The following is a 17,392-nucleotide window of genomic DNA, read 5'->3' on the forward strand; positions in this document are numbered from 1 at the left end:
ACCCCGCGCTGGCCCGGGGTCGTTCGGGAGCGGCCGGTCAGTCGGCGGTCACGGGCGGACCGTGATCGGACTCACAGCCGAGCGTGCTACTTCTGCCCGGCCGGGACAACCCCCACCAGGGGGTCACTCCCAGTCGGAACCGCAGACGCGGTGCAAGTCAAGATTTTTCGCCGCAAGCGCGGACTTGTGAGCCTTACTTCAAGCGCTCGAGGAATCCGTTGGCGATCAACCATCCGACATTGACCGAAGGCGGTGAACCGGGCAGCAACGCACCGTCCACTTGGTATTGGAGGCCGCCACCCGGCTGGGCGAACCACGCGGCGATCGGACCGGACTGGACCGCGAAGGACTTCGCCACCCGATAGGCGTGATAGTTGCAGCTCGCGGCCGGCGCGGAGTCGAGGCTCTGCGGCGGGGTCGCCCTCGAAGCGTACGGAGAGCCCTTCGGCGCGAGGAACGAGCCGTACTCGCTGCCGTACCGGTCGATCCGCTTGCCCGGCGTCAACGTGATCACGTACTGGATGGGCGTCCCGTCGGGGCGCAGGACGTAGCCGTTCTTCGGCGGGTAGCGCCACGAGGAGACCGCCGGATCGTAATAGGTGTCGAGGAAACGCTGCTCGGTCAGTGTCCCGGTGCGGCGGTAGCCGATGAGCTGGAAACCGACGTCGCCCAGCACCGGGAGTTTCTCCGGGCCGAGCCGCTTGTCACCGTGGTGATCGGCTTCCGAGCATTCGGTGAGCGATCCGGCTTGGGCGGCGCCGGTCTGTGCTGTCGTTTGTGCGGCGGCGGTCTGGGCCGTGACAGGGGCGAGGAGCAGGCCGATGGCGGCGAACACCGTCAAGGTGCGTCTCAGCAGCATGCTCCGAGCACACCAGCCGGTGCGCCGGGCGGGCGACGGCTGATCGACTGACTTCGTTGAGCCGACCGGCTAATTCCGCTACCGGACCGCCCGGCATCAGTGGGTCATGAGCCCCACGCTTGATACGGTGAGAGCCACCGGCCTCAGGTCGTCATGCCGAGCACCGAGAGGTCCGCGTTCGCCCCGGTGACCACGGTGGCGACCAGGTCACCCGGGAGGTCGTGCACGGTCAGCGCGGCCAGCCCGGCGGCGCCGGCGGGTTCCGGGACGACACCGAGGGTTTCCGCGCCCAGCCGCATGGCGGCCCGCAGATCGTCGTCGCCGACCAGCACGAAATCGTCGACCAGCGAGCGCAGCCGCCGCACGGATTCCGGCCGCGGGGTCCGGATCGAGATGCCGGCGGCGAACGAATTGGCCCGCTCGACGGTGACCGGCTCACCGGCCCGCCAGCTCGTCACCATGGCCTGCGCCGACTTCGCCCCGACGCCGACGACGCGGATGTCCGGGTGATGCGCCTTGAGCCAGAACGCCACCCCGGCGATCAGCGCGCCGTCGCCGACCGGGAGCACGACCGTGTCGATCCCGCTCTCCGCCGCCAGTTCCAGGCCGATCGTGCCCGCCCCTTCGGCGATCGCGGGATCCCGCCCGTCGACCACGAAGACGCGGTCCGGGGCTTCGGCGGCGAAGGCGGCCGCGGCGTCCTTCGCCTCGCCCTCGACCCGGCGCACCCGTGCGCCCAGTGCCTTCATCCGCCGCAGTTTCACCGGCGAGACGTCGGCGGGGACGAACACTTCGGCCCGCAAGCCGCGTTTGCGGGCGGCGAACGCGATGGCCTGCCCGAAGTTGCCGCTGGTCCCGCACACCAGGGTCGTCCCCGGTTCCAGCCCGGCGGCGAAATACTCCGCGCCACGGCCTTTGAAGCTGCGCAACGGATTCAGCGTCTCGATCTTCACCAGCACCCGCCTGCCGAGCCGCTCGTTCAGCTGTTCGTCGCTGTACTGCGGGGAATTGAGGAACAAGGGATCGATCACTTTCGCCGCCTCGGCGACGTGGTCCAGCTGCAGGTCGATGTCGGTCATGACGCCCAAGCTAGGCCGGGAGCCGATCATCCCGATTGTAAATTTTCCTGCTCGCGTGCAAAAATCTTGCGTGCCTCTCGACGAGATCGACCATCTGCTGCTCGACCTCGTGCAGGCCGACGCGGCCCGCCCGCTGCACGAACTGGGTGACTCCGTCGGCCTGTCCCCGAGCGCGGTCCAGCGACGGCTGACCCGGCTGCGCGCCGCGGGTGTGATCCGCGCGCAGGTCGCCGTGCTCGATCCGGAGGCGCTGAGCGCCGGGATGACGTCGGTCATCCTGGTCGCGCTGACCGACGACGACACGAAGAGCCACACCGCGTTCCGCGAGCGCATGCTGGCCGAACCCCGGGTCCAGCACTGCTACAGCATCGTCGGGCAATGGGACTACGTCGTCGTCCTGCTCAACCCGGACCTCAAGGCCAGCCGGTACCTGTCCAGGGAACTGTTCGACGAGCACGTCAAACGCTTCGAGACCCTGCCCGCCTTCGAGGTGGTCAAATCGAGTCAGTCGATCCCGGTGCCCGGGGTCAGCCGTGGATCCGGCCGGTGAGGTCGGCGAGCCGCGAACCCGACCCGCTCCACCGCAGCGCGATGATCTCCGCCGCGATCGACACCGCCGTCTCCTCCGGCGTCCGCGCGCCGAGGTCGAGGCCGATCGGCGAGGACAGCCGTTCGAGTTCCGCCTCCGTGAGCCCGGCCTCGCGCAGCCGCGCGAACCGGTCGTCGTGGGTCTTGCGCGAACCCATCGCGCCGACGTAGCCGACGTCGAGGCGCAACGCGACCTCCAGCAGCGGCACGTCGAACTTCGGGTCGTGGGTGAGCACGGCGATCGCGGTCCGGCCGTCGATCCGGCCCGCTTCGGCCTCCGCCTTGAGGTAGCGATGCGGCCAGTCGACGACGACCTCGTGCGCGTCGGGGAACCGGCTCTTCGTCGCGAAAACGGGCCGCGCGTCGCAGACCGTGACCTGATAGCCGAGGTACGCGCCCATTTTCGCCATCGCGGCCGCGAAGTCGATCGCGCCGAAGACGAGAAGGCGCGCGGGCGGCTCGAAGGAGTTGACGAAGACCGTCATCCCTTCGCCGCGGCGCTGGCCGTCCGGCCCGTAGTGCAGTGTGCCGGTGCGGCCGCCGGCGAGCATGCCGCGCGCGTCGTCCACGACGGCGTCGTCCATCCGCGACGAGCCGAGCGAACCGGCGACGCGATCCGGCCAGACGATCAGATGCTCGCCGACCAGCCCTGGCCGTTCGTGCTCGACCACCGTCACCACCGCGACCGGCTGTCCACTGTGGACCGATTCGACGACGTCGCCGAGTTCCGGCATCGAGTCACGGTCGACGTGCTGGACGTAGATGTCGATGATCCCGCCGCAGGTCAGCCCGACGGCGAAGGCGTCGTCGTCGGTGACGCCGTAGCGCTGCAGCACGGGCGCGCGCTCGGCGACCACCTGCTGCGCGAGTTCGTAGACGGCGCCCTCGACGCAGCCGCCGGAGACACTGCCGGTGACCGTGCCGTCAGGAGCGACGAGCATCGCCGCACCCGGGCTCCGCGGCGCCGACGAGAACGTCGCCACCACCGTGCCGACCCCCACCGTCTCGCCTGCCGTCCACCGGCGGTGCAGTTCGTCCAGTACGTCACGCATCGGCGATCTCCACAAGCAGTCGTTCCAAGGTGGCCAGGCTGTGCCCGGCCAGCAACCGGTCGAGGTACGGGAGCGCGGCCACGATGCCGGATTGCACGGGAGCGTAACCCGCCCGCCCCGCGTGCGGATTCACCCAGAATACGACGTGCGCGAGCCGCCGCAGCCTGGCGAGCTGCTCGCCGAGCAGTCCGGGATCGCCGCGTTCCCAGCCGTCGGAGAACACGGTGACCACGGATCGCCTGGCCACACCGCGTTGCCCCCAGCGGTCGAGGAAGGCACGCAGGGTCTCGCCGAGCCGGGTCCCGCCCGCGAAATCGGGGACCGCGGCGGCCGCGGCGAGCATGGCGTGCTCGGGATCGCGCAGCCGCAGCTGGCGCGAAACCCGGGTGAGCCGGGTACCCAGGGTGAAGACCTCGACCCGGCCGGGTGCGCATCGGGCCACGACGTGGGCGAACCGCAGCAGCGCGTCGGCGTACGGCCCCATCGAACCGGAGACGTCGATCAGGAGGACGAGACGACGCGGCTTGGCGCCTCTCCGCCGGTACGCCAACCGCGCGGGTTCGCCGCCGCCCGCCAGCATCGCCCGGAGCGTACGAGACGGATCGAGGGTGCCCCGCCGGGCGGCGCGGCGGCGCGGCGACGACCGCAGGGGCAGGGCGGGGCGCAGATTCGCGAGCAGTTCCCGCAGGTGGGCGCGTTCGGCGACGGTCAGTTCGGCGAGGTCGCGATGCCGCAGGATCTCGTCCTCGCTCGCCGCCACGCGGAGCTGGTCGGGCTCCGCGCCGGACTCGCCCTGGCCTGACGCCTGCACGAGCGTGGCGATCCTGGCTCGTTTCGGGGCCGCTTCCTTGCCCCGCCGTCGTGGTCCGGCCTCGGTCTCGGTGAACCAGCCGTCGAACGCCGCGTCGTAGCGCGGGAGGTCGTCGGGGTCGGCGCACAGCGTCAGCCGTCCGGCCCAGTACAGCTGTTCGGGGTCGGCGAGGTCGACCTCGCCCACGGCCGCGAGGTACGCCTGGACCCGGTGCGCGTCGCACGGCAGGCCCGCTTCGCGCAAAGCCTCCGCGAAGCCGACGAAACCCGCCAAAGGATCGCTCACTCCCCCATTGTGCGCGCGTTTCGTCCTCTGGATGCGGTAGTTGCGCGGGCAACTACCGCATCCAGAGGACGAAACGCGGGGTCAGCGGCGGGCGAACACCGGCGTTTTCTCCCGCAGGGGGCCGATGCCGCCGAGGAAGGCGGCGACGCCGGTGAGCAGCGGGAAGCGATCCGAGAGCCGGAGCGGGAACGGCACCGTGGCACCGGTCAGCGTCCCGTCGAGAGCGGGCTCGATGAGGATCTTGTGCTCCCCCAGTTGCTGCTTCTGGGCCAGTGAGACGGCCACGGACCGGCGCCGCTGCACCCGGGCGAGGTCACGCGCGGTCAGGGTGCCGCGCAGCAGCGGTGCGGCGAGGATCCGCGCGGCCGCCACCGCGTCCTGTACCGCGATGTTGACGCCCATCCCGCCGACCGGCGACATCGCGTGCGCGGCGTCGCCGAGGCACAGCACCCGGCCGGAGTACCACCGCGGGAGCTTGGTCATCCGGACCTTCAGCAGTTTGACGTCGTCCCAGTCACGGATCGCTTCGAGCTCGCCGTCTCCCCAGCCGAACAGGCCGCCGATCCGCTCACGGAACTTCTCGATCCCCTCGGCCCGTTGCGCCTCGTCCTCGCCCTTCCTGATCAGGTACGACGTCTGGTAGTAGTCACCGCGGTCCATGGTCACGCCGGCGAGCCCGTCCGCGAACCGGCCGAACACCTGGGCCTCTTTGCCCGTGTCGCGGAGTTTGGGTACCCGGACCCACCAGACGTCCATCGGCACCTCGTACTCCTCCGGCACGAGACCGGCCTCGGCGCGCACGAGGGAGTCACGGCCGTCGCAGCCGACCACGAGCGACGCGGCCAGCTCCCGCTCGACGCCGTCGGAATCGCGGTAACGCACGCCGCCGCCCTCGCGCAGGCCCGTCACCTCCGCCCCCATGCGCAGGGTGAACGTCGGTTCCTCGGCCGCGGCTTCGGCGAGCAGGTTGAGGAAGTCCCATTGCGGGACCATCGCGATGTACTTGTGCGGCCCGGGAATCCGGCTGAAATCGGCGGCGACGATGGTCGTGTCGCCGATATGCATCCGCATCTTCTCCAGCCGTTTCGACGGCAGTTCCGCGAACCGCTCGCCGAGACCGAGTTCGTCGAGCAACATCAACGTCGGAGGATGCACCGTGTCGCCGCGGAAATCGCGGAAGAAGTCCGCGTGCTTTTCCAGGACCGTGACCTCGACCCCGGCCCGCGCCAAAAGCAGGCCGAGCACCATTCCCGCCGGACCGCCCCCCACCACACAACACTGCGTACGTTCCATAGTGGAGTTGTAGCGCGCCAGGCGGTCCATCGCCATGGATTCGGCATCGAAGAGGACCTTGGTCCTACTGGAAAACCGCGTTTCTCGCCACGGTGACGGCCCGATCACATCCGTCCTATGTGGAGTGCCCGGCCCGGGACGGCTTCTTGAAGATGCTGAACGGTTAACCGTCCTGGTGGCGCAGTCCGGCGATCAGGACGCCGACCATGCGGCGCGCGTCGTAGCGGGGATCGCTGTCCGCGCCGATGCAGAGGTTCCCCACGGCGCGCAGGACTTCGATCGCCCGCAGGTCGGAGCGGATCTCGTCCGCCCCGGCCGCGGCGTCGAGCAACCGGGCGCATACGGGCACGAGAGTGTCGAGGAAATAGGTGTGCAGCGTCTCGAAACCGGCGTTGTCGGACTGCAGCACGGCGGCGAGGCCGTGTTTGGTGACCAGGAAATCGACGAAGAGGTCGATCCAGCGCCGTAGCGCCTCGTACGGGGAATCGCTCGACGCCAGCAGCTCCGGCCCGGCTTCGGCGCAGGCGTCGACCTGATGCCGGTAGACGGCGACGATGAGATCGGCCCTGGTCGGGAAGTGCCGGTAGATCGTGCCCATCCCGACACCCGCCTTGGCCGCGATGTCCCGGACCGGCGCCTCGACCCCCGAGGTGACGAAGACGGCGGCGGCGGCGTCGAGCAGGGTCTTCTCGTTGCGCCGGGCGTCGGCTCTTTTCGACCGGGTGGCGCCCTCGTCGGCGTTGCTCACCACGTCGCTCCTCCACCTCCCCACGGTTACCGGATCTTTGTTCCGCTTGGTCATGCTAACCCGGGCGGGCGATCAGGCGAGCAGTTTGTCCAGCTTGGCCCGGACCCGGTCGAGGTCTTCGCTGTACTTGAGGACCGAGCCGAGAGTGCGCGCGGCCACCGCGGCGTCCAATTCGGACTTGCCCAGCGCGAGCAGGGCCTGAGCCCAGTCGATCGACTCCGCCACCCCGGGCGGCTTCAGCAACTCCATCGCCCGGAGCCGGTGCACCGCGGTCGCGACCTGGGTCGCGAGGGCCTCGCCGAGGTGCGGGATCTTGCGGCGGAGGATTTCGATTTCGCGGCCGAGGCCGGGATGTTCGAGCCAGTGGTAGAGACAGCGGCGCTTCAGCGCGTCGTGCACTTCCCGGGTCCGGTTGGAGGTGAGCACGACGAGCGGCGGATGTTCGGCCCGCACCTCGCCGAACTCCGGGATGGTCACCGCGTTCTCGTCGAGGAGTTGCAGCAGGAAGGCCTCGAACTCGTCGTCGGCCCGGTCGATCTCGTCGACCAGCAGCACACACGGCGCGGTCTGCAAGGCCTTCAGCAGCGGCCGGGAAAGCAGGAAACGTTCGGTGTAGAGGGACTGCTCCGCCGTCTCGACGTCGAGATGTCCGTTCCCCGAGGCTTCGAGCGCGCGCAGATGCAGCAACTGGCGGGGGAAGTCCCATTCGTACAGCGCCTGTGCCGCGTCGATCCCCTCGTGACACTGGAGCCGGATGAGGGGCATGCCGAGTGCTTCGGCCAGTGCCAAGGCGAGCGAGGTCTTCCCGGTGCCCGGTTCGCCTTCGCAGAACAGCGGGCGGCCGAGCCGCAGGGCGAGGAATCCGGCCGTCGCTATGCCGTCGTCGGCGAGGTAGCCGACCGAGTCGAGGGCTTCGGCCAGTTTCTCCGGCGATGCGACGGTCACGCCCCGATCGTAAGCCTCGGCGAGCGAGGGATCAGCCTGGAAGATCCTCGCGGCGGTCCACGTCGCGGCCGGTGCCGAGGTCGCCGCATTCGACGAGCCGCAGGTCCGGGCGGCCCTTGAGCCAGTCACGGGCACCCTTGTCCCCGGACGCGCCCGCGACGATCTCCGGCCACCAGCGGCGGCCGAGGACGACGGGATGGCCGGGAACGCCGTCGAAGGCCGCCCGGGCGACGGTGTCCGCGTCGGCTCCGTCGGCGACCCGGCGCACGACGTCGGCGCCGACACCGGGCAGATCCACGAGGTGCACGACGACGGCTTCGGCGGTGGTCGTTTCCAGTGCCCTCAGGCCCGCACGCAGCGACGCGCCCATGCCGGACTCCCAGTCGCCGGCCACGAGGGCCGCCTCCGGGTCGGGCAGGAGCGCGCGGACCTCGTCGGCCGAGGCACCCAGCACCACCCGGACCGTAGCGCACCCCGCTTCGGTGAGCACCCGCAGCGCCCGGACGACGAACGGTTCGCCGTCGAGGCCGGCCAGTGCCTTCGGCCCGCCGAACCGGCGCCCGGCCCCGGCCGCGAGCAGCAGCCCGGCGACCTCAGCCATGGCCCGCCTTGCTCGGCGGCGCCGAGGCCAGATCGGCCTCGATGGCCCGGGCCGTCGCGAGCAGCGGCGGCAGCAGTTCGCGCTCGACCGACTCCGGTGTCGTACGGCTGGCGTGCGTGGACAGGTTGACCGCGGCCACGACCCGGCCCCGCCGGTCCCGGATCGGCGCGGCGATCGAGCGGAGGCCTTCTTCGAGTTCCTGGTCGACCATCGCGTAGCCCTGCCGGTAGACCCGCTCCAGCTCGGCGAGCAGATCCTGTTGCCTGGTCAGCGTGTGCGCGGTCAGTTTCTCGAGTTTGGCCGCGTCGAAGTAGCCGTGCAGGTCGGTGTCTTCGAGACCGGCCAGCAGGACATGCCCCATCGACGTCGCGTGGGCCGGGAAGCGGGTGCCGACGTTGATGCTGACGGTCATGATCCGCGAGACGGCCACGCGGGCGACGTAGACGATGTCCATGCCTTCGAGCACCGACACCGAACTGGACTCGTGCACCTCGGCGGACAGCCGCTCCAGATGCGGCTGGGCGACCTCGGGCAGCGACAGGCTCGACAGGTACGAGTAGCCGAGTTCGAGGACCCGCGCGGTGAGCGAGAAGTACTTGCCGTCGGTGCGCACGTATCCCAGGTCGACGAGGGTGAGCAGGAACCGGCGGGCGGCCGCCCTGGTCAGCCCGGTGGAGCGGGCGACGTCGCTCAGTGTCAGCTCCGCCGCGTCCGCGTTGAACGCCTTGATCACCGCCAGCCCACGCTCCAGCGACTGGACATGGTGCGCTCCGCGCTCGGTCACCTCGCCTTCGTCCATATGAGAACCCTATCCGCCACCCTCTTCCTGGGCGGCAGGCTCACCGAGTTCGGCCAGCACCCGCTGGGCGACGGCGAACGCCGCGTTGGCGGCCGGGGCGCCCGCGTAGACGGCGGTGTGCAGCAGGACCTCGGAGATCTCCTGTGCGGTGAGTCCATTGTGGACTGCCGCCCGGACGTGCATGGCGAGTTCGTCGTGGGCGTGCAACGCGGTGAGCGCGGCCAGGGTGACGCAACTGCGGGTTTTGCGGTCGAGCCCGTCACGCGACCAGACCGAACCCCACGCGCCCCGGGTGATGTAGTCCTGGAACGGGCGGCTGAACTCGGTGGTGCGGGCCACCGCGCGATCGACGTGCGCGTCTCCGAGGACTTCGCGGCGCACCCGCATCCCCGTCTCGTAGGCGTCGTCGCTCATCGGACCTGCTCCAGGTGGTCGAGGATCAGCGCGGTGAAGGGTTCGGGCTTTTCGAAGTTCCCCAGGTGCGCGGCGCCTTCGACGACTTCGAGCCGGGCGTCCGCGATGCCGCCCGCGATCACCTCGGCGTGCTCGACCGGGGTGGCCGGATCCTCGGATCCGGCGATGACCAGGGTCCGCGCCGCGATCTTGGGCAGGTCGCCGACGAGATCCATCTCTTCGATGGCCCGGCAGGAGGCCGCGTAACCCTCGGCCGGGACCGCGGCGATCATCTCGCGCAGGTACGCCGCGCGATCGGGATGGGCGGCCGCGTAGCCCGCCGTCAACCAGCGCCCGACTCCGGCCTCGGCGACCGCTCCGGTACCGTGCTCCCGGACCGTCTCCGCCCGCTCCGCCCACATCCGCGGCGGCCCGAGTTTCGCGGACGTGCAGCACAGGACCAGGCTTTCGATCCGGTCCGGCGCGTGCGCGCCCAGCCACATCCCGGTCATCCCACCGAGGGAGAGTCCGACGAAGTGGGCGCGTTCGGCGCCGTACTCGTCGAGCAGCGCGAGCACGTCACCGCCGAGGTCTTCGAGCGCGTACGGCCCGGGCGGCACCGGGGACGCGCCGTGCCCGCGGGTGTCGTAGCGGACCACCCGGAACCCTTTGTCCACCAAGGGTTTCACCTGCGGTTCCCACATGCGGTGGTCGCTGCCGAGCGATCCGCCGAACACCACGACGGGACCGTCCTCGGGCCCCTCCGCGACACTGTGCACCTTCACCGGCTTGGACATCGAAAACCTAGACATCGAAGAACACCGTCTCCCCCTCACCCTGCAGGCGGATGTCGAACCGGTAGCCGTCGCCGGTCCGAGCGGCGATCAGCGTGCCCCGGCGGGTCTCCGGGACCGAGGCCAGCACCGGATCCGCGGAATTGTCGTCGTCCTCGAAGTAGACGCGGGTGACGACGCGGTGCAGAAGACCACGGGCGAGCACCGAGACGTCGATGTGCGGTGCCTGGGTGCTGCCCGCCGGACCGGGTACGGCGCCGGGTTTGATCGTCCGGATCTCGTAGTTGCCGTCCGGATCGGTCGGGCAGCGCCCGAAGCCCCGGAATCCGCTCGCGACCGCTCCCCGCGGGTCGTCGGGGTGATCGAACCGGCCGTCGGCGTCGGCCTGCCAGGTCTCGATCATCGCGTCCGGCACCGGATCGCCCGCGCCGTCGAGGACCCGGCCGTGGATGCGGATCGCGCCCGGTTGGCCCGCGGGGACGACGTCCGGCCCGTCCGGCCAGGGCAGGCCGATGGACAGGTACGGGCCGACGGTCTGGGAAGGCGTCGTCTCCGGCATCAGTGCTCGTCCTCCTCGTCCTCGAACACCGACGCCTCGCGGCCGCGGACGACGATGTCGAACTGGAAGGCCAGCGCCCACTCGGCCTCGGTGCGGTCGAGGTCGAACCGGGCGATCATCCGCTGCCGCGCCTTCTCGTCCGGGATGGAGTTGAAGATCGGGTCCTGCGAGAACAGCGGGTCTTCCGGGAAGTACATCTGCGTGACCAGCCGCTGCGTGAACGCGCTGCCGAAGACGGAGAAGTGGATATGCGCCGGGCGCCAGGCGTTGTCGTGGTTCTTCCACGGGTACGCGCCCGGCTTGATGGTGGTGAAGGTGTAGCGGCCCTCGCTGTCGGTCAGCGTCCGGCCCGCGCCGTCGAAGTTGGGGTCGATCGGCGACGGCCAGCGGTCGCCGGTGTGCCGGTACCGCCCGCCCGCGTTCGCCTGCCAGATCTCCACGAGCGAATCCCGGATCGGCCGCCCGTCGCCGTCGAGCAGCCGTCCGGTGACGATGATCCGCTGCCCCTGCGGCTCACCCGCGTGCCCCTTGGTGAGGTCGTTGTCGAACTCGCCGACCCGCCCCGGCCCCAGTGCGGGCCCCGTGACCTCGGTCAGCAGATGCGGGAGCACGATCAGCGGCTCCTTGGGGTGCCGCAGCGCCGTCGACCGGTAGCCGGCGTAGTCCAGCGGCGGATGCGTCCCCTCCGGATCGCGCCGGTAGCGCGGGAGCCTCAGTTCTGCGGGTGCGGACATGCTGTTCCCTCCAGCGCGGGTCAGTGGATCACTGGGCTTCGAGGACGACGGCCAGCCCCTGGCCGACGCCGATGCAGATGGCGGCCAGCCCCCACCGGCCACCGGTGCGGCGCAGATGATGGGCCAGGGTGCCGAGGATCCGGCCGCCGGAGGCGCCCAGCGGATGCCCGATCGCGATCGCGCCGCCGTTGACGTTGACGATCTCCGGATCGAGCTTCGACCAGTCGCGCAGGCAGGCCAGCGACTGCGCGGCGAACGCCTCGTTCAGTTCCACGGCCGCCAGGTCGTCCCAGCCGATCCCGGCGCGTTCCAGGGCGATCTCGGCCGCGCGCACCGGCCCGATGCCGAAGACGTCGGGATCGACGCCTGCCGCGCCCCGGCCGGCGATCCTGGCCAGTGGCGCCTTGCCGAGCCGCTTCCCGGCCGTCTCGTCACCGAGCAGCAACGCGGACGCGCCGTCGTTCAGCGGCGAGGCGTTCGCGGCCGTGACCGTCCCTTGTGGACGGAAGACGGGTTTGAGCTTCGCCAGCTTCTCCGGGTTGGAATCCGGCCGGATGCCTTCGTCACGGGTGAGTTCGACACCCTCGACGGGCACGACGTGATCGTCGTAGAAGCCCTCGTCCCAGGCGCGGGCGGCGTTGACGTGGCTGCGGACGGCGAACGCGTCCTGTTCGTCACGGCCGATGCCGTAGCGCTCGGCGAGCTGTTCGGTGGACTCGCCGAGCGAGACCGTCCACTGCTCGGGCATCTTCGGGTTGACCATGCGCCAGCCCAGCGCGGTGGAGTACAGCGTCTGGTTGCCGGCGGGGAAGGCCTTCTCCGGTTTCTGCATGACCAGCGGCGAACGGCTCATCGACTCGACCCCGCCCGCGACCGCGAGCGACGCGTCACCGACCTGGACCGACCGGCTCGCCTGCATGACCGCGTCGAGCCCGGAACCGCACAGCCGGTTGACCGTGGCACCGGGAACGCTCGTCGGCCAGCCCGCCAGCAGTGCCGCCATCCGCGCGACGTTCCGGTTGTCCTCACCCGCGCCGTTGGCGTCGCCGAGCACGACCTCGTCCACGGTGGCCGGGTCGAGATCGTTGCGCTCGGCCAGCGCCCGCAGCACGGTGGCGGCGAGGTCGTCCGGGCGCACCCCGGACAGGGCACCGCCGTACTTGCCGAACGGGGTACGGATGGCGTCGAACAGGAAGACGTCGGTCATGCGCTCGCCCTTTTGAGGTCTCGGAGGATGCGGAGTTCTGCCTCGGTCGGCGCCGGGGTGGTTCCCCGGTCGGCCGCCACCTTCAGTTTCCACCCGGTCGCGGCGACGACCTGATCGACCTCGATCCCGGGATGCAGCTCGGTGAGCGTGAGCTCGGCGGTCTCGGGGTCGGGCCGCATCAGGCCGAGGTCGGTGACCACCAGCGTCGGCCCGGCACCGGGGAGGCCGAGCCGCTCGCGGTCGCCCTTGCCGGTGCCGTGGCCGAACGACGTCACGAAGTCGACCTTCTCGACGAACGTGCGGGTGCTCTGCCGCAGCACCACGAACACCTCGCGGCAGGACGCGGCGATCTCCGGCGCGCCACCCGCGCCGGGCAGGCGGACCTTCGGGTTGGCGTAGTCGGGGCCGATGACGGTGGTGTTGATGTTGCCGAACTTGTCCAGCTGGGCGGCGCCGAGGAAGCCGACGTCGATCCGGCCGGGCTGGAGCCAGTAGTTGAAGACCTCGGGAACGCTGACCACGGCGTCCGCGGTGTCGGCGAGTTCGCCGTCGCCGATGGACAACGGCAGCCGGGACGGTTTGGCGCCGAGACAGCCGGATTCGTAGATCAGCGTGAGGTTGGGCGCGTGCCCGCGCCGGGCGAGGTTCGCGGCCGTGCTCGGCAGGCCGATGCCCACGAAACAGGACATCCCGTCGCCGAGCGCGCGAGCGGCGGCGACGCTCATCATCTCGTCGGAGGTGTACTCGGTCATGCCTTCACTCCCGTCAGCTCGTCGAGCCAGCGGGTGAAGCTTTCCCTGTCCCGGCCGATCGCGTCCCAAGCCTGGTAGGCGTCGTTGTCCCGTTCGTAGTACCCCGCCGCGTACGACGGCCTCGCGCCGCCGGGCACCTCGGCGACGGCGGTGACCGCCCACGAGGGCAGCACGATCGCACCCGGCCGGGGCTCCAGTTCGTCCACGACCTCCTCCACGGTGACCAGCGACCGCTTCGCCGCCAGCACCGCCTCCTTCTGCACGCCCGTGATACCCCAGATCTGGACGTTGCCGGACCGGTCGGCGCGCTGGGCGTGCACGATCGACACGTCCGGGTTGAGCGCGGGGACGGCGGCGAGTTGCTCGCCGGTGAACGGGCAGGTGATGGGCTTGATCGTGTCGGTCCGTGCGGGAAGATCGGTGCCGGTGTAGCCGCGCAGCACGGCGAACGGCAGACCCGAGGCACCGGCGACGTACCGGTTCGCCATCCCCGCGTGACTGTGTTCCTCTATCTCCAGTGGTACCGGCCACGAATGCTGGACCGCGTCACGGAAGCGGTGCAGTGAACCGACTCCCGGGTTGCCGCCCCACGAGAAGATCAGCTTGCTCGCGCAGCCGGCGCCGATGAGCTGGTCGTAGACGATGTCCGGGGTCATGCGGACCAGCGTCAGCCCGGTGCGGCGCTGGCGGATGATCTCGTGGCCGGCGGCGACCGGGATGAGGTGCGTGAAGCCCTCGAGCGCGACGGTGTCCCCGTCGTGCACCAGCCGTGCCACGGCGTCCTTCAACGACAGCAGCTCCGCCATCCCCACTCCTGGCTTGTTCGTATCGCGAACAGATGTTCTACATATGAACATAGCACAGGCGACCGGAGAGTGGGCCCATGAGACATGAGTCCGTGAAGGACTCCTTGAGGGACCCAGAGTCCCTCAAGGAGTCCTTCACGGACCAACGTTCCCGAGATCGCGAAGGTGGCGGCTCAGCTGATCCCGCTGCCGGGCGGGAACCATTCGACGGCCTTGAAGTCCCCGGTCCCGACCCGTTCGAAGGGCGCACTGCTCAGGCACGGCGGCACGATCTGCTTGTTGTCGCGATCGGGACCCCAGCTGTAGCCGACCCTGTCCTGCCTGCCGTGGTCATAGACCGTCATCCCGACCCGGCGGTCCTTGAGCTCCGGGACGTTCGTGTCCTCGACGATGCCGGTGACCACCGCGACCGGGCCGCCGACGACCAGGCAGTCGACCCTGCCCTGGAAGTAGGCGGAGAACCCCTCACCCGCGTGGCTCACCCGGAACCTTCCCTTGCTTTCCGGGAAGAGCCCACGCGCGTCGAAGGTGAACCGGACGTCCTGGCCGTCCTTGCGCAGCATCTTGGCGCTGCCGGTCAGGCTCGGTTCGGACGGCTTCCCCTTGCCCTCTTCCGCCCCCGACGCCGGGCCCGACGCGACGAGGGTCGAAGCGATGACCATCGCGGCCCCGATGGCCGCGAGTTCTCGTGATCGTTTCATTTCCACCCCTGGAATCCCCTGCTCACGGAACCTTTCCGCAGTTACGACCATCCCGGCACGACCGGTGGTGACGACTCCCCCGCGCAGGGGAAGCGCCTCCCTCGTAGCAGGGATTCTCAGGTTTGGGATACCAACTGCCGCCCACTAAGCTGGGCCCGTGACCTCGACGATCGCGGTGACCCGGTGGATTCCCGACGAAGCGCTGAAAGTGCTCGCCGAAGCCGGGGAGGTGAAACTGTCGCGCGCCGACCGGCCGCTGACACCGGAGGAACTGCGCGAGTTCGCCCAGGGCGCGTCCGCGATCGTCGGCATGCTGCACGACCGGATCGACGGTGCGGTGGCCGACGCGGCGGGCCCGGCGCTGAAGGTCGTGGCGAACGTGGCCGTCGGCTACGACAACATCGACGTCCCGGCGCTGGCCGGACGCGGGATCACCGTCACCAACACCCCCGGCGTGCTCACCGACGCCACCGCGGATCTGGCGTTCGGGCTGATCCTCGCGGTCACGCGACGGCTCGGCGAGGGCGAACGGCTGATCCGCTCGCGTACGCCGTGGTCGTTCCACCTGGGTTTCCTGCTCGGTTCCGGACTGCAGGACAAGACGCTCGGCATCGTGGGGCTCGGCCAGATCGGACAGGCCGTCGCGCGGCGGGCGCTCGGTTTCGGGATGCGGATCGTCTACTCAGGACGGTCGCGGGCCGCCGAAGAGGTCGAGAGGACCTTGGGCGCGGAGTACGTGCCTTTCCGTGAACTGCTGGCAACTTCCGACGTCGTCTCCCTGCACTGCCCCTTGACTCCGCAGACCCGGCACCTCATCGACGCCGACGCGCTGAAGACGATGAAACCGGGCGCCTTCCTCATCAACACCACGCGCGGGCCCGTCGTCCACGAGGCGGCGCTGGCGGACGCGCTCGAAGCCGGCGAAATCGCCGGAGCGGGTCTCGACGTCTTCGAGGCCGAACCCGAGGTCGAACCGCGCCTGCTGGATCGAGAAAACGTCGTCTTGACGCCGCACCTCGGATCGGCGACGGTCGAGACCCGTACTGCCATGGCCGTGCTCGCGGCCGAGAACGTCGCGTCGGTGCTCACCGGCGGAAACCCGCTGACGGAGGTTCGTCCATGACTCGTGTGGTCATCGCGCCCGACAAGTTCAAGGGAAGCCTGACCGCGGTCGAGGCCGCGGCCGCGATCGCCCACGGCGTCCGCGACGCGCTGCCCGAGGCCGAAGTCTCCGCCTGCCCGGTCGCGGACGGCGGGGAGGGCACGCTGGACGTCCTCGTCGCGGCGGGTGGCCGTCTCGTAGAGGTTCCCGTCCGCGGCCCGCTCGAAGACACCGTCGACGCGCGCTACGTGCTGCTCGACGGGACGGCCTACATCGAATCGGCCCGCGCGTGCGGGATCGAGTTCATCGAGCCGAGCCCGGAGGTGGCGCTGGCCGCGCACACTTGGGGCGTCGGCGAACTCCTCGCCCACGCGCTCGACAACGGCGCGCGGCGGCTCGTGCTGACCGTCGGCGGCACCGCGAGCACCGACGGCGGCGCCGGGATGCTGGCGGCGCTCGGCGCGGGGGTGTTCGACGCGTTCGGCGCGCCGGTCGGACTCGGCGGCGGCACGCTGGGCCGTGTCGCCTCGGCCGAACTCGGCCCGGTGCGCGAACGGCTCGGCTCGGTGCGGGTCGCCGTCGCCACCGACGTGACGAACCCGCTGCTCGGACCGCGTGGCGCGGCCGCGGTCTTCGGTCCGCAGAAGGGCGCGGGACCGCGCGAAGTCGAGCAGCTGGACGGAGCGCTGGCCCGCTGGGCGCAGGCGTTGCGGAACGCCGGGACCCCCGACGTCTCCGACATCCCGGGAGCGGGTGCGGGCGGCGGGGTCGCGGCGGGGGCCATCGCGGGACTCGGCGCGACGGTCGAATCCGGTTTCCAGCTCATCGCCGGGCTCACCGGGGTCGCGGGCGCCATCGAACGCGCCGATCTGGTCATCACCGGGGAAGGCTCGCTGGACGAGCAAAGTCTCGACGGCAAGGCCCCGGCGGGTATCGCGGCCCGCGCGAAGGAGCATTCGGTACCGCTGATGGTGCTGGCCGGGCGGATCCAGCTGGACGAGACCCAGCTCGCCGGCCTCGGGGTCGTGGGCAGCGCCGCCCTGATCGACCACGCGCCTTCGCTCGACCACGCGCGTGCGCACGCGGCGGAACTCCTGCGCGAGCGGACCGGCGAGCTGGTCCGTGCCTGGGCGCGAACTTATTGAGGGGTAAGCCAAATATGGCGCGCCCCGGTGCGAGTCCGGACTGGCTGACGGAAGCCGGGCCGTGACCACGGATGTCCACAAGGGACACTTTCCCGGCGATCAATGTCCGACTTGAGTAGTTTGCCCGGCCTCGCGAGGT

The 17,392-nt window shown here is 70.4% G+C and carries 20 protein-coding genes; 3 read left to right on the forward strand and 17 right to left on the reverse strand.

What is annotated here, in order from left to right; genetic code table 11:
* Window positions 1-193: 193 nt before the first annotated feature.
* Window positions 194-859: a TNT domain-containing protein gene (locus SD37_RS29450; RefSeq protein WP_065913011.1), complete on the reverse strand. Its 666-nt coding sequence runs from the start codon at window positions 857-859 to the stop codon at window positions 194-196.
* Between the two features lie 143 nt (window positions 860-1,002).
* Window positions 1,003-1,938, reverse strand: coding sequence for a threonine ammonia-lyase (locus SD37_RS29455; RefSeq protein ID WP_236725142.1), 936 nt, complete (start codon window positions 1,936-1,938; stop codon window positions 1,003-1,005).
* Between the two features lie 70 nt (window positions 1,939-2,008).
* Between SD37_RS29455 and SD37_RS29460 the strand changes: the two genes are divergently transcribed.
* Complete coding sequence (locus tag SD37_RS29460; RefSeq protein WP_044855389.1) at window positions 2,009-2,488, forward strand: Lrp/AsnC family transcriptional regulator; 480 nt, start codon at window positions 2,009-2,011, stop codon at window positions 2,486-2,488.
* On the opposite strand, the gene SD37_RS29465 is transcribed toward SD37_RS29460, so the two are convergent.
* The 15 genes from SD37_RS29465 to SD37_RS29535 all read right to left on the reverse strand — a co-directional run bounded on the left by SD37_RS29465 (window position 2,466) and on the right by SD37_RS29535 (window position 15,006).
* Complete coding sequence (locus SD37_RS29465; RefSeq protein ID WP_044855390.1) at window positions 2,466-3,578, reverse strand: XdhC family protein; 1,113 nt, start codon at window positions 3,576-3,578, stop codon at window positions 2,466-2,468. The two genes, SD37_RS29460 and SD37_RS29465, sit on opposite strands and share 23 nt — an antisense overlap.
* Complete coding sequence (locus SD37_RS29470; RefSeq protein WP_044855391.1) at window positions 3,571-4,674, reverse strand: vWA domain-containing protein; 1,104 nt, start codon at window positions 4,672-4,674, stop codon at window positions 3,571-3,573. Before SD37_RS29470 ends, SD37_RS29465 begins: the two co-directional genes overlap by 8 nt.
* A gap of 81 nt (window positions 4,675-4,755) precedes the next feature.
* The gene (locus SD37_RS29475) at window positions 4,756-6,003 is read right to left on the reverse strand and encodes an FAD-dependent oxidoreductase (protein ID WP_335622492.1); all 1,248 of its coding nucleotides are present in this window, start codon (window positions 6,001-6,003) and stop codon (window positions 4,756-4,758) included.
* 127 nt (window positions 6,004-6,130) lie between these two features.
* Window positions 6,131-6,715: a TetR/AcrR family transcriptional regulator gene (locus SD37_RS29480; protein WP_201788853.1), complete on the reverse strand. Its 585-nt coding sequence runs from the start codon at window positions 6,713-6,715 to the stop codon at window positions 6,131-6,133.
* A gap of 72 nt (window positions 6,716-6,787) precedes the next feature.
* A complete protein-coding gene (locus SD37_RS29485; RefSeq protein WP_044855394.1) occupies window positions 6,788-7,660 on the reverse strand; it encodes an AAA family ATPase in 873 nt (290 codons plus the stop codon).
* Window positions 7,661-7,691: 31 nt separating this feature from the next.
* Window positions 7,692-8,261 carry a nucleotidyltransferase family protein gene (locus SD37_RS29490; protein ID WP_044855395.1) on the reverse strand — a complete coding sequence of 190 codons (570 nt, stop codon included), beginning with the start codon at window positions 8,259-8,261 and terminating at the stop codon, window positions 7,692-7,694.
* Window positions 8,254-9,060, reverse strand: coding sequence for an IclR family transcriptional regulator domain-containing protein (locus SD37_RS29495; RefSeq protein WP_044855396.1), 807 nt, complete (start codon window positions 9,058-9,060; stop codon window positions 8,254-8,256). The genes SD37_RS29490 and SD37_RS29495 overlap by 8 nt, the downstream gene beginning before the upstream one ends.
* Window positions 9,061-9,069: 9 nt before the next feature.
* On the reverse strand, window positions 9,070-9,474 hold the full coding sequence (pcaC, locus tag SD37_RS29500) for a 4-carboxymuconolactone decarboxylase (protein ID WP_044855397.1): 405 nt from the start codon (window positions 9,472-9,474) through the stop codon (window positions 9,070-9,072).
* On the reverse strand, window positions 9,471-10,250 hold the full coding sequence (pcaD, locus tag SD37_RS29505; protein ID WP_044855398.1) for a 3-oxoadipate enol-lactonase: 780 nt from the start codon (window positions 10,248-10,250) through the stop codon (window positions 9,471-9,473). The genes pcaC and pcaD overlap by 4 nt, the downstream gene beginning before the upstream one ends.
* 7 nt (window positions 10,251-10,257) lie before the next feature.
* A complete protein-coding gene (gene pcaG, locus SD37_RS29510) occupies window positions 10,258-10,806 on the reverse strand; it encodes a protocatechuate 3,4-dioxygenase subunit alpha (RefSeq protein ID WP_044855399.1) in 549 nt (182 codons plus the stop codon).
* Window positions 10,806-11,540, reverse strand: coding sequence for a protocatechuate 3,4-dioxygenase subunit beta (gene pcaH / locus SD37_RS29515; protein WP_044855400.1), 735 nt, complete (start codon window positions 11,538-11,540; stop codon window positions 10,806-10,808). Before pcaH ends, pcaG begins: the two co-directional genes overlap by 1 nt.
* 28 nt (window positions 11,541-11,568) lie before the next feature.
* Window positions 11,569-12,747 carry a thiolase family protein gene (locus SD37_RS29520; protein WP_044855401.1) on the reverse strand — a complete coding sequence of 393 codons (1,179 nt, stop codon included), beginning with the start codon at window positions 12,745-12,747 and terminating at the stop codon, window positions 11,569-11,571.
* The gene (locus tag SD37_RS29525) at window positions 12,744-13,499 is read right to left on the reverse strand and encodes a CoA-transferase subunit beta (RefSeq protein WP_044855402.1); all 756 of its coding nucleotides are present in this window, start codon (window positions 13,497-13,499) and stop codon (window positions 12,744-12,746) included. The genes SD37_RS29520 and SD37_RS29525 overlap by 4 nt, the downstream gene beginning before the upstream one ends.
* Window positions 13,496-14,305, reverse strand: a complete 810-nt coding sequence (locus SD37_RS29530; protein ID WP_044855403.1) for a CoA transferase subunit A — start codon at window positions 14,303-14,305, stop codon at window positions 13,496-13,498. Before SD37_RS29530 ends, SD37_RS29525 begins: the two co-directional genes overlap by 4 nt.
* A gap of 173 nt (window positions 14,306-14,478) precedes the next feature.
* Window positions 14,479-15,006: a hypothetical protein gene (locus SD37_RS29535; RefSeq protein WP_044855404.1), complete on the reverse strand. Its 528-nt coding sequence runs from the start codon at window positions 15,004-15,006 to the stop codon at window positions 14,479-14,481.
* A 157-nt stretch (window positions 15,007-15,163) separates the two neighbouring features.
* On the opposite strand from SD37_RS29535, the gene SD37_RS29540 reads away from it, so the two are divergent.
* Together SD37_RS29540 and SD37_RS29545 are read left to right on the forward strand one after the other, a co-directional pair.
* Window positions 15,164-16,129, forward strand: a complete 966-nt coding sequence (locus SD37_RS29540; RefSeq protein WP_044855405.1) for a 2-hydroxyacid dehydrogenase — start codon at window positions 15,164-15,166, stop codon at window positions 16,127-16,129.
* Window positions 16,126-17,253, forward strand: a complete 1,128-nt coding sequence (locus SD37_RS29545; RefSeq protein WP_044855406.1) for a glycerate kinase — start codon at window positions 16,126-16,128, stop codon at window positions 17,251-17,253. The genes SD37_RS29540 and SD37_RS29545 overlap by 4 nt, the downstream gene beginning before the upstream one ends.
* The last annotated feature ends 139 nt before the right edge of the window (window positions 17,254-17,392 follow it).

This window comes from Amycolatopsis orientalis, from assembly GCF_000943515.2.
GTDB classification, from domain to species: Bacteria; Actinomycetota; Actinomycetes; order Mycobacteriales; family Pseudonocardiaceae; genus Amycolatopsis; species Amycolatopsis orientalis.